This is a genomic window from Lederbergia ruris (assembly GCF_018332955.1).
GTDB classification, from domain to species: domain Bacteria; phylum Bacillota; class Bacilli; order Bacillales; family Bacillaceae_C; genus Lederbergia; species Lederbergia ruris.
In genome coordinates, this window is the sequence record NZ_BORB01000026.1 from 1 (window position 1) to 12370 (window position 12370).

Annotated in this window: 11 protein-coding genes and 3 pseudogenes; 4 read left to right on the forward strand and 10 right to left on the reverse strand. The window is 38.6% G+C overall.

The genetic code is table 11. The annotated features are described in order from the left end of the window. The 6 genes and pseudogenes from KI363_RS14165 to KI363_RS14190 all read right to left on the reverse strand — a co-directional run. Positions 1-131 (reverse strand): annotated as a pseudogene (locus KI363_RS14165) (sugar ABC transporter permease); the annotation flags it as partial. 161 nt (positions 132-292) lie between these two features. Then, positions 293-865: a type 2 periplasmic-binding domain-containing protein gene (locus tag KI363_RS14170; protein WP_212966725.1), complete on the reverse strand. Its 573-nt coding sequence runs from the start codon at positions 863-865 to the stop codon at positions 293-295. Further along, on the reverse strand, positions 862-1926 hold the full coding sequence (locus tag KI363_RS14175; RefSeq protein WP_212966726.1) for a type 2 periplasmic-binding domain-containing protein: 1065 nt from the start codon (positions 1924-1926) through the stop codon (positions 862-864). The genes KI363_RS14170 and KI363_RS14175 overlap by 4 nt, the downstream gene beginning before the upstream one ends. Before the next feature lie 210 nt (positions 1927-2136). Further along, positions 2137-2289, reverse strand: a complete 153-nt coding sequence (locus KI363_RS14180) for a hypothetical protein (RefSeq protein WP_212966727.1) — start codon at positions 2287-2289, stop codon at positions 2137-2139. Between the two features lie 451 nt (positions 2290-2740). After that, a complete protein-coding gene (locus KI363_RS14185) occupies positions 2741-3463 on the reverse strand; it encodes an endonuclease/exonuclease/phosphatase family protein (protein WP_158321624.1) in 723 nt (240 codons plus the stop codon). Positions 3464-3490: 27 nt separating this feature from the next. Further along, a complete protein-coding gene (locus tag KI363_RS14190; RefSeq protein WP_212966728.1) occupies positions 3491-4654 on the reverse strand; it encodes an ROK family transcriptional regulator in 1164 nt (387 codons plus the stop codon). 547 nt (positions 4655-5201) lie between these two features. Here KI363_RS14190 and KI363_RS14195 point away from each other — a divergent pair. After that, positions 5202-5618, forward strand: a pseudogene (locus KI363_RS14195) (KGG domain-containing protein); the annotation flags it as partial. A 9-nt stretch (positions 5619-5627) separates the two neighbouring features. Then, a pseudogene (locus KI363_RS22065) lies at positions 5628-5699 on the forward strand (KGG domain-containing protein); the annotation flags it as partial. Between the two features lie 51 nt (positions 5700-5750). Here the strand turns inward: KI363_RS22065 and uxaC are convergent. Next, complete coding sequence (gene uxaC, locus KI363_RS14200) at positions 5751-7157, reverse strand: glucuronate isomerase (RefSeq protein WP_158321627.1); 1407 nt, start codon at positions 7155-7157, stop codon at positions 5751-5753. Positions 7158-7189: 32 nt separating this feature from the next. Next, complete coding sequence (locus tag KI363_RS14205) at positions 7190-8701, reverse strand: tagaturonate epimerase family protein (protein ID WP_373306793.1); 1512 nt, start codon at positions 8699-8701, stop codon at positions 7190-7192. 227 nt (positions 8702-8928) lie between these two features. Here KI363_RS14205 and KI363_RS14210 point away from each other — a divergent pair, with 227 nt between their 5' ends. Continuing rightward, positions 8929-9918 (forward strand): LacI family DNA-binding transcriptional regulator, encoded by a 990-nt coding sequence (locus KI363_RS14210; RefSeq protein ID WP_212966729.1) that lies wholly within the window; start codon positions 8929-8931, stop codon positions 9916-9918. Between the two features lie 96 nt (positions 9919-10014). Next, on the forward strand, positions 10015-10932 hold the full coding sequence (locus tag KI363_RS14215) for a nuclease-related domain-containing protein (protein WP_212966730.1): 918 nt from the start codon (positions 10015-10017) through the stop codon (positions 10930-10932). 189 nt (positions 10933-11121) lie between these two features. On the opposite strand, the gene KI363_RS14220 is transcribed toward KI363_RS14215, so the two are convergent. Continuing rightward, positions 11122-11406 carry a hypothetical protein gene (locus KI363_RS14220; protein WP_212966731.1) on the reverse strand — a complete coding sequence of 95 codons (285 nt, stop codon included), beginning with the start codon at positions 11404-11406 and terminating at the stop codon, positions 11122-11124. 210 nt (positions 11407-11616) lie between these two features. After that, the gene (gene larB, locus KI363_RS14225; protein ID WP_212966732.1) at positions 11617-12360 is read right to left on the reverse strand and encodes a nickel pincer cofactor biosynthesis protein LarB; all 744 of its coding nucleotides are present in this window, start codon (positions 12358-12360) and stop codon (positions 11617-11619) included. Positions 12361-12370: the final 10 nt, after the last annotated feature.

Consider the following 12370-nt stretch of genomic DNA (forward strand, 5'->3'; position numbering starts at 1 on the left):
ATCGTGGCAAAAAAGTCCTTAAAAGCGATTTGCACCCCATACATCGGAATATAGTGAAAAATGACGAAAAAAGTGAGCGCTGGTAATAGAAAAGTATATAATTGCCAACTTTTAAGAAAGTTTTTCCACATGCGAGAAAAACGATTCTTAGGTATGACGACATGATTATGCTTAACTTCTGCGTGTTTAACTTGCATACAAGTCCCTCCCTCTATAAAAGGAAAGGGGTGTTCCAAACCTTCTATTTCATTTGATACAACCCTAACCCAATATCGATTACAAATAACTTATATTAATTATTCTTATATCTTTCATAGGCCGCTTGTTGAATCTCCAAATAGTCTTCTAACCCCATTTTTTCAACCTTTTTGACGTACTCATCCCATTTTGAAAGAGGTTCTGTACCTGTAATAAATTTATCCTGCATTTCATCTACATATTTATGAATGTCGGCCTTTAAACCAGACAATTTACTGTTTTCTTCCACTGTATACGTAAATTCTGGCCAAACTTCATCTAACATATGTGGCTCCAGCTTCTGAGCCGCTTCGATTGATGATGGTAAACTCTCGGCACCCTTAAAGGTTGCTTCCCGAACAAATCCTGGATAACCGCCACCTAGCCAAGTAATATATTTCGACAATTCTTGCTCCATTGATAAGCCTTCAGAGCTGTTTGTGATCTTATCTAAATACTGCAGGTCGCCGTTTTCATCCACTTCAAACGTTTCTCCTTCAATTCCCATAAAGAATAATTTTGTCCCTTCTTCACTATAGAAGTAATCCAACCATCTAAGGGTTTCAGGGATATGCTTGTTCTCTTTCGTAACAACAAATCCTCCTATATGGGCAAGCGGAGATGTCACTTTATGATAGTTTTTCCTGCTGGTCCTTCCAGTGCCGGTAGGCCAACGAAGTTTTTACCCATTTCCTCTCCATAAATCGTTTCAGGACTTGTAATCACAGTACTCCCATAAAGGCCCTCCGCCCCCATACTATAACTTTGGTTCGGATCGATTGTATAAATATTCTCTTGAATTAATCCTTCGGAGTAAAGTTTATTGAGATATTCCAATTCTTCCTTATAGCCATCGGAAATAGGATAGAAACGCACTTTCCCTGTTTCAGGATCTTCGTCAATATAAGAGTGCTTAACCCCTTTATTTCCAATACCAAATGCCCCTTTTAGCATATTTCGTAGATCCGAAATAGTTGTCGCTCCAAATGGGATTTCATCATGTTCTCCATTACCATTAAGGTCCGTTTCCTTGACTGCTTTTAAATAATTATAAAAATCATCAATCGTTTCGGGCATCTCCATATCTAATTGCTCAAGCCAATCTTTCCGGATCCATCCTTTTGATCCTAAAAGAACAGAGGTGAATTCAGGGTCATAAATAGTTGGAATCGAATACATATTGCCATCAGGGAAGGTTGCCCCCTTGCGTATTTCCGGATATTGCTCCAATAACGCTGATAAATTAGGCATATACTCTTCAATTAAATCATTCATTTTCACAAAAATTTCTTGTTGTCCATATTTCAATAAATCTTCATTCGGCATGGACATTGTATAAAACACATCAGGCATTGTTCCCCCAGCTAATGCCAGATTTCTTTTCTCGTCACGACTATCGCTTGGCGAGGTCGGAATTAATTCCCAATCAATATGGATATTAGTCATTTCCTCATAAGTCTTCCAAAGTAAAGTTTCATTATAATTATCTGAAGACAGAGCTGATTTTCCTGCCATAAATTTTAAGGTAATCGGCTCATTCACAATCGGCATCCCGGTTTCATTAAAATTCTTTAAATCTTCCTTATCAATCTCAGGTGTTTCGGGCCCAGAGGACTTTTTTCCACTACAAGCTGCTAAAATTAACATGAAGGTTAAAATCATTAAAAATAACACTTTATTGTTTTTCAAGATTGCCCCTCCTATAACTATTGGTATAATGATTTACCAACAATTTAATTTTGGATTTTATGAGTTTCGAATGATTGATAAGCTGCTAAAGCTACCTCTCCGGCTTTTAGACCATCAATCTCTGAAATGTACGGCTTTTGTATTGAATGAAGTCTTCGACCAGGTCCAAATTCATATTTTAGAGCCAAAGTTTCTACAAACTCCCATTTTTTAATAGGCCCGAATGTTTTGCTTATATGCATCCCAGTGCAAAACACCGTCTTTCCCGATTATTTTTAATGTGACATCACCTCCTTTTTGGTAGAAACCCCCTTTCAGACCAACTACAATCAATAGTGGCAACAGCCCCATTTGTGAATTCATCTGCAACGCCCGCAATTGTCACATTCTCTATTTCTAGTAAAGCTGTGATTTCTACCTTGACTTCTTTCAGCGAACTTCCCTCCCGGAAGCAAAATCCATGCTTAACACTTGTTCTTTCACTTTTTCAGTTCATTCTAGCAACCATTTTTCAATTCTCTATGAATAATTAGTAAAGATCCTATAAAGAAGGTTTCGAAACGCTTACAGTGAAATTCCTATAAACCTATGAAGGGCCTTGCAAATGGCTTTTCAGATATATCCCCAAAAAGTGTATCCGCTTTCTAACGCTAACGAAATATCGGTGTAGTTTATCTCATTTTCATCTTTTGTGAGATAAATGTCAACATATTTTTTTAAATATCTCCCTTTAAATCCAAAATTATATTTTAAACCTTCAGTTTTTTCTTTAAATAATGTCATATTATTAAGTATATTAGATGGAATAAGGACTTTATTCCATCTCGTTTTTAAAACTAATTTCTGCCACAATCGGGAGATGATCGGAGCCCTCTTGATGAACAACAAATGAATGGTTATTTTGTATTCCCTTGGCAAAAATATAATCGATTCGGCAAGTGGGGGCGTCAGCTGGAAAAGACTCATTTTCTTCTACTTCAGTAAAACAATCTGTAAAATTCGTGTGAGCTAATAGTTTATTTATTTCTTCACTGTTTGGTTCTGCATTAAAATCCCCTGTCATCAAGATGGGCCCTTCCATTCCTTCAACCAGTTCTATTAGCTTTTCAATTTGGTGTTGTTGACTCTTTTTATCTAATGAAAGATGAGTATTCAATACATGCAAAGGAGTACCGTGAACGTCAAGTAGTGCCTTGATCACGCCACGCGGTTCTTCATCCAAGGTAGGAAGTGAAATATTTTCAGCTTCCTTGATCGGGTATTTACTCAATATTGCATTTCCATATTGTCTATTTTCAGAATGTCCTTCTAAGGGCGGTTCATCAATGTTCGCTCCATATGTAAAATAAAAGCCTAGTTGTTCCGCTAATTCCAAACTTTGGTCCTGGAATTCGCTTCTTTCTCCAAAAGAACAATCCACTTCTTGCAGACCAATAATTGTGGCTCCTGTATTTTTTATTAGATTCGCGATTCTTTCTAACGATAATTTTTCATCTAAACCAACACCATGATGAATATTGTAAGACATTAGTTTCATAGTTCTTATTCACTTCCCTCTCTTATTTCAGTAAAATTCACTGAAAGGAATATTAAAAAAGTAATTCATTACCAAACCTGCTGCAGATTTGGATTCATTGGGCGTTTCCGCTAGTACAACGATTTTAACGTTTTGACAAGAATCAGGAATTAAATCCAATATATCATTTTTTATAAGCGGAAGCATAAGGTCGCCAATTTTATCCATGAATCTACCTGTAAACAAAATATATTCTGGGTTAAATAGCGTAATTAAATTTGCGATTGCCTTTGCGATGGCGGCTTGTACTTTATTAAAAATCTCCATCGCTTCTGGCTCGTTCGTCCGAATCGCTTTATTAAATTCTTCTAATGTGAAACCTCCATTACGTTTCAAGCCACTAATAGAAGCAAAAGTTGTTAAGCATCCCTTCGATCCACAGTGACAGGCAATAGCATCATCATCAGTAAAAGCTTTATAGTGCCCCAATTCCCCGGCTACATAATTAGCACCATGGAGCAGTTGTTTATGAATAACCATAGCACTGCCAATGCCATAATCAAATTTAAAAATCATACTTTGTTCTGAGGAAGCAAGCTCTCCATTTAAACTTTCCACGATTGCCAGCAAATTCGCATCATTCTCTAGATAGATCGGAAGACCGTATCGCTCCTCTAACTTTTCCCTTAATGGGAAATCGTTCCATCTTAACCCAGGAGAATAAATAACTGTTCCTTTGTTTGAATTGACCAACCCCTGAATACTAAAGCCAATTCCCTTTAACCCTTCCTTATCAGGCACCTGTTCGAGCAGTTGATCAATGACTTTAAAAATATACTCCATTGGATGCTCTTCATTTTCATAACGAGGAACATATTCGGTTATTTCTTTTAAGGTATTATTCTGAAAATCCATTAAAGTGCCACGCACATATTTAATCGCCAGCTCGATCCCAATCGCATACATATTCGTACTATTAATAATGAGTGGTATAGGCCTTCTTCTCCCTCCATTTGCTACTGGAGTTGTTTCTAAAATTACATTCTCACTAAGTAAGCGATTGACAATATTGGTAATTGTTTGTTGCGTAAGTCCTGTTTTTCCAGCTAAATCAACCCGTGCAATCGGGCCCTCAGTATAGATAAGACGCAATACTTTCTGTTGATTAATTTCTTTAAGCATTTGACTGTTTGATACTTTTCCAAGCTTCATGTACTTAATCCTTTCTTTTATAACCATTTTTATATTCTTGACGCAAACTATAGCCATTTTTGAACTAGTAACTTCCATTAATCAAATGGATTGATTTAATCATAGGCTATAGTTTATTTGAACGCAAGGGTTATTTAAAGATAGGAACTTAAGGATGAAGCTTCATAGATTAGTAAGAAAAAAGAACCCAAAACTAGCGATTAACATATCACTAAAGTTTCAGGTTCTCTTTATTCTCTACCTTATATATTAATTTGTATGATCATTTTTCTGCAAAGTTCTAAAATGATTCTGCGAACGTTGCCATAACTATAGCAAGGTAGCTATATTTTGTCAAATATTTCTTTTAAAAAATGGCTCCTCTTTTTCTTCCGTTAATGGTAGGCTTCGGGTTTGGGAATAGCCTAGTAACAGTAGAAATCCAGCATAAACCTTATTCATTCATATGCAACAAAAAATAGTGGGGCTTGTTTATCTCGGAAAAACCTGGGTAAACATAAAATGCGCGCAGCATTAAAACAATTTTTCTAATAAGGAGAGGATTTTAATGGCTGATCAAAACAAAATGAGTAGAGAAGAAGCAGGACGTAAAGGCGGAGAAACTACAAGCAAGCAACATGATAAGAGTTTCTATCAAGAGATTGGAGAAAAGGGTGGAGAAGCTACCGCTAAAAATCATGATAAAGAATTCTATCAAGAGATTGGACATAAAGGTGGAGAAGCTACTGCCGAAAATCATGATAAAGAATTCTACCAAGAAATTGGACAAAAAGGCGGAGAAGCTACTGCCAAGAATCATGATAAAGAATTCTATCAAGAAATCGGGCAAAAAGGTGGAGAAGCTACCGCTGATAGCCATGATAAAGATTTCTACAGGAAAATCGGAGAGAAAGGCGGAGAAGCTACCGCTGACAATCACGATAAAGAATTCTATCAAGAAATCGGGCAAAAAGGTGGAGAAGCTACCGCCGATAGCCATGATAAAGATTTCTACAGGAAAATCGGAGAGAAAGGCGGAGAAGCCCGCCATGACAACAATAAATAATAATCAAAAAAATCTCCAGACCTTACTATCATAGGTCTGGAGATTTTTTTGTTATGATTCAAATTGAAAATATGCTTTTGCATTTTGATAAGAAATGCCTTGAACAATTCTTCCCAAGAACTCGATATCATGAGGGACTTCCCCATTTTCAACCCACTCGCCGATAAAGTTACATACAATTCTTCTAAAATATTCATGTCTTGTATAGGATAGGAAGCTTCGTGAATCAGTTAGCATTCCAATAAAGCGGCTAAATACTCCCATATCCGCTAAAATTTGCATTTGGTTCAACATTCCTGCCTTTGTATCATTAAACCACCACGCTGTCCCAAATTGGATTTTCCCAGGAATTCCGCCACCTTGAAAACTACCAATCATCGCAGCAATAATCGGAAAATCATTTGGATTTAGGGAATACAAAATCGTTTTTGGTAAGGCGTTTTCTTTTTCTAATGCATTTAATAACCCTACTAATGGCTTGGCAATTCCTTCGTCATTGATTGAATCAAAGCCTGTATCTGGTCCAAGTTCCTCTAGCATTCTCGTATTATTGTTTCTCAGAGCATTGATATGATATTGCATGGCCCAATCATATTTCGCATATAATTTCCCGAGAAATTGCAGGGTATAGGTTTTATATTTTTTCTCACCCTCCAGAGAAACTTTTTTCCCATTTAACGCCTCTTTAAAAAATATCGATGCTTCTTCTTTTGTTGTTCTCGCATACATCATCGAATCAAGCGCGTGGTCAGATACTTTGCAGCCAATCGATTGGAAAAAGTCTACTCTTTCTTCAAGCGCTTGAAGAAAATCATGATAGGAATGAATTTGAATTCCCGAAACTTCTTCTAGTTTTTTTACCCAATCTAGAAATCCATCGCGATTAATTTCCAAACCTTTATCAGGACGAAAACTAGGTAGAACAGATACTTCGAAACTTGAATCCTCTTTTATTTTCTGATGGTATTCTAGAGTATCTACGGGATCATCTGTTGTACAAACGACTTTTACATTCGATTTTGTTATGAAGTCACGTGCCCCGAAACCCTCACTGCTTAATTGGCTGTTCACTTTTTCCCAAATAGCCGGTGCCGTCTCCTCACTTAAAAGATCGTAAATCCCGAAAAATCTTTGCAATTCTAGATGTGTCCAATGGTATAAAGGGTTTCCAATTAACATCGGAACGGTTTTTGCCCAAGCTAAGAATTTATCGTAATCGCTCGCATCGCCTGTTATATACTTTTCCTCAATTCCATTCGCTCGCATTGTCCGCCATTTATAATGATCCCCGTACAACCAAATGTCAGTGATATTTTTAAATTTCTTATTTTCATAGATTTCTTGTGGACTTAGATGGCAATGATAGTCAATAATCGGCATATCCTTTGCATACTCATGATATAGCTGAACTGCCACATCATTTTCCAACAAAAAATGTTCATTCATAAACTCTTTCATTTTCACACCAGCTTTCTTTATTTTTGTTACTGTTACAATCCCAACAAATCTACATGCTTCCCAATATGATCGACAAGCGCCTGGCGATACACTTCTTCATGACGATTTAATGTTTCGAAAAATTCATCTTTAAAGATAAACTCACCCTCTTCATTTTTCGCTGTCAGCAGAATTCCATATGTAACATGGAATAATTGGCGGGCGGCATCATCATTCATATAATCGGCAAGTTTTTCATCTGGCACTTGATCAAGTGGTATGACACTATCTAAATCTGGCGTCACATGATAATAAGCTAATGCCTCTTCAAAATGGTCCAAAGCATACGTATGCATGCGACGATAAAGGGATGGATTCGTATTGGCAATCACCCTTACTGCCTCTAACCAGTTCGTTCCAGCGGTTTTAATATGAAGAATTCCTTTTGTATATTTCGCGATAATCGGAAATACCTTAAATTTATCGCTGCCTGAATGGATGCTCAACTTATAGCCAAAATATTCCGCAATCAAGGCATGCTCGCTTAATTCACGTTCAAATTGCTCGATATCCCCAATATAATCGATTCCTTTTTGGAATTCCCCACAAAATCTTGGTGCCAGACTGGTTACGCTTACCCCTCTACGTTGTAATTCATTCCCAACAAAAAAGTGTGCCTGCGGTGAAGTGATCGTCTCTGTCTCATCAATGGAAATTTCAAAATCAATCGGTCGTTCTGATTCACGGATGTAAGTATCATAAACATGTGCCATAAAGTTGAGGGATTTCGCATATTGTAAAACATTTTTCATTACGTTTGTTTCGTCAAATTGAATCGAGAGTCCGTTCACAGAGAATGTTTTATTGACATATTCATTTTTAAAATAGGTCTTTGTTTCCTCATCTAATTGATCAAATTCTTTTGCAAGCTCTTTCGATGATAAGGATTCAATTTGTTTGGGGATATGATCGGAACAATCTAGGGTTAACATGGAAACACCTAATGACAAGGCATATTCAATATCCTCCTCTTCTTTAATATGATCGCCATCCGCGCCATATCCGTCCTTATATCCCTCTTGAAAAACAGCAAAGCTCGCCGCATCAAGCATATCCTTCATCGTTCTATTTAAAAGCGTTAGTTCACGGATACTTTGCTGAGCGAGAATCGGTTTGACATGACGATTGCGAACGGTTTCAATATGTCCCGGTGAAGCCAAACCTAAACGATCCCCTAACCCCATTGTAGCCGTTTTTGTGCCAAATGCACGCGGAACGGTATAATCGAAATAACGATTTAAAACTAAGCGATTTTCATGCGAAAGTGGACAAATCTTTTTATCGTCGGCTAAAGACGTACCCTGTAAATCATTAAAAATCGCCCCTTCCCCAACCGCAAGTAACCATTTTCCCTGTTGATCATGCACCATTAATAAGCGCGTTCCATTCTGCTCCGTATAGGATTGATCATAGATTTTCGTAGTAGAGGATGCCGGAATTTTTCCTTTTTCCAATTCATTCATCATTTCCAATAAATGCCCCTTTTGATCTACTAAGTGTGCCATTTTCTCAAACTCCTTTCAAAATATGAAATTAGATTTGATAACGATTCCAAATTCATGTAAAATTTATAACAACGTTGTTATTATTATAGTAAATCATTTTCCTTTCTATAACAACCTATTTTCGTCATTTTCTTAAAAAAGGATTTTTGTATGAATCCTTTAACAGAAAATGTAATGCAACCAAAACTATGTTACATTAATAAAAATAAAACTTTTCAGGTGATGGTATGAGTATAACGATTAAAGATATCGCTCAAATAGCAGGTGTTAGTTATTCAACGGTTTCAAAAGCGTTGAATAATAGTCCCTTAGTGAAAAAAGATACGAAAGATAAAATCATTGCAATTGCCAAAGAAATGGGCTACGAACCGAATTTTGCTGCTCAACGCCTTGTTTCGAAACGAACAAAATTGGTCGGGTTAATTTGGCCTACCATTGAAAGAGTCGTCTTAGCTACTTTAGTAACTAAAATTAGTGATGAAATTCGAAAGACCCCCTATTCCATGATACTATCTGTTGATCCGATTGAAGCTTCCCTTGAAACTTTTCGTAAGTTTCAGGTAGATGGGATTATTTTATTTGAGGAAGAGGGCGATAGAATGATTGAAACCCATCCGATCCCGCTACTTTCTTATGGAGTATCGGGGAAAACATTCTCTCCTTTTCCGATTATTGATGCGAATCATGGACAAGCAATGCATGATGCGATTCAATATCTATATGAATTAGGCCATCGAAAAATCGCTTATATTGGCGACATATCATCAAAAGATCCGATGCAACTAGCCAAATATAATGGTTTTATTCAGGCTGCCAAAAAATATAAACTTGCAGTTGATCCCCATTATCTTGTCAATACAGAAGGGTTGGACTGGTATAATGGCTACTCCGCGGCGAAAAAACTAATCAGCCATTCCCCACTTCCTACTGCGGTCGTTGGCGGAAGTTATGATATTAGTAGCGGGATTATTCGGGGATTAAAAGAAAATCAACTCGATATACCGAAAGATATTTCAATTATTAGCTATGATAATATTCCGCAAATGGCGAATCTAGAAATTCCGTTAACCGCAATCGGCGTCCCAGTTGACCAGTTAGCGAAGGAAATTGTTCATACGATGATTCAACAAATCGAAGAGCAGGACAGCGAACCAACCGTTAAAAAATTGCAACCACTCTTGCACGAAAGAGCCTCCTGCACATCGGTTAAAGCTTGATTTGAGGCGGAGAAAGATTTTGATTCTTTCCCCCTTGAATTCAATCTGAAAATTCTCTACTATTAAACTATGCTTGCTAATGAAAGGAATGATATAATGCACGACAAACCAAGAAAATCTAAGGAATTACTCGTTTTACAATCGTTACACCCTCGCATGAATCTATCATTGGAAGAAAAACAGCATTTGGAGAACCTTGAAAAAGGGTACCACGGAGAAATAGCATTTTATCACCAACTAAAAGAATATCCTCTCAAGCACCAATTGACTCTCTATGATTTATTACTAATAAGCAATAAAACGGAATTTCAATTAGACAGCCTTTTGATCAGGAAAAATAAGATCTATCTTTTGGAAATTAAAAATTTTGAAGGTGACTTTTACATTCAACAAGACAAATGGTACGCCGCTTCCACCGGAAAAGAAATTAGAAATCCCCTCTTGCAACTAACAAGAAGCGAATTTTTACTCCGACATCTCCTCCAGCAATGGGGATACAATTTTTCCATAGAACCTTATATCATCTTCATCAATCCAGAATTCACCTTGTATCAAGCCCCCCTGCATCAACCCTTTATCTTCCGAAGCCAACTAAATCGATTTTTAAAGAAATTACAAGCTTCCGACATAGCTACTACGCAAAAGGAAAAAGCATTAACCCAGAAATTGGTTTCGCATCATCGGGAACATTCATCAAATGAACGATTGCCTCAGTACGAATACGAGCAGTTAGAAAAGGGAATGGTTTGTTCATGCTGTCAAAACTTCCTAACTGCCATAACGTTTCATACATTATTTTGTAAAAATTGCCATCGGGAAATAAATGCGGAAACCGCCGTCATCGAAAATATAGCAGAATTTCATTTGCTTTTTCCCGAGAGAAAAATCACAACGAAAGCCATTTATGAATGGTGTGGAAGAATTCTCCCTAAGAAAACAATCAGAAGAATCTTAGCGAAAAATCTCACTTTTGTTGACAGAGGTGGCTTTTCTTACTACCTCTTAAAAAATTAATAGTATGGATAATTTCATTTAAAAAAATAACCAGCTAATCGGGGACAGCCAAGCGTGGCGCCGTCCCCTTTTTCTTGGATTTTCTTCATTTCGGGGACGGCCAAGTGCGGCGCCGTCCCACTTTTCTTGGGTTTTCTTCATTTCGGGGACAGCCAAGCGCGGCGCCGTCCCACTTTTCTTGGATTTTCTTCATTTCGGGGACGGCCAAGTGCGGCGCCGTCCCACTTTTCCTGGATTTTCTCCATTTCGGGGACAGCCAAGCGCATCGCCGTCCCCTTTTTCTTCGATTTTCTCCATTTCGGGGACGGCCAAGCGCGGCGCCGTCCCCTTTTTCTTCGATTTTCTCCATTTCGGGGACGGCCAAGCGCGACGCCGTCCCCTTTTCCTTGGATTTTCTCCATTTCGGGGACGGCCAAGCGCGGCGCCGTCCCCTTTTACCTGAATTTTCTTCACTTCGGGGACAGCCAAGCGCATCGCCGTCCCCTTTTTCTTCGATTTTCTCCATTTCGGGGACGGCCAAACGCATCGCCGTCCCACTTTTCCTGGATTTTCTCCATTTCGGGGACGGCCCGGCCAACACCCTTACGTTTTTTATCGCTTTCTATGATTTCCGTGACGGCCGGGACGGGACGCACACCTTGAAACAAATAAAACGAGCTCCCCGTTGTTGGGGGGCTCGTCAGCTTAGTACCTACTTCGATTCACCATCCGATCGATCAACACCGCATTATAGGCGCCACCAAAGCCGTTATCAATATTGACGACACTGATCCCGGAGGCACATGAGTTGAGCATGGTTAATAGTGCGGATAGGCCACCAAAATTGGCACCATAGCCGATGCTGGTTGGAACGGCCAAAACGGGGTGAGAGACGAGGCCACCTACGACGCTTGGTAGTGCTCCCTCCATCCCGGCGACGACGATCGAAACGGTTGCGGATTGAATATCTTCAATTTGATCAAAAAGCCGGTGGATCCCAGCTACACCGACATCATAAATCCGTTTGACATTGCTTCCTAATGCTTCCGCTGTGACTGCTGCTTCCTCCGCAACAGGAAGATCTGAAGTCCCTGCGCAAATCACGGAGATATAACCTGCTCTCGGCTTTTTAGGCTCATGTTGATAGGATAGAATCCGGGCCAGTTCATGATACATCAGCTCCGGATATTCTTGTAAAATTACTTCCGCCTTTTCCTTAGAGATTCGAGTGATTAAAACATCTTCTTTTTTAGCTAAAATGGCTTTCATAATGGAGAGGATTTGGTCGGTAGTCTTGCCTTCCCCATATATAATTTCGGGAAAGCCTTGGCGTTTTTTTCGATGATGATCCACCTTGGCAAATCCCAGGTCCTCATAAGTGGCTAATTGAGTTTTTGCTTCTGCCACCGTTAATTGCCCATCCCGTACTTGTTGTAATATTTCTTCCATTGCTGCACTC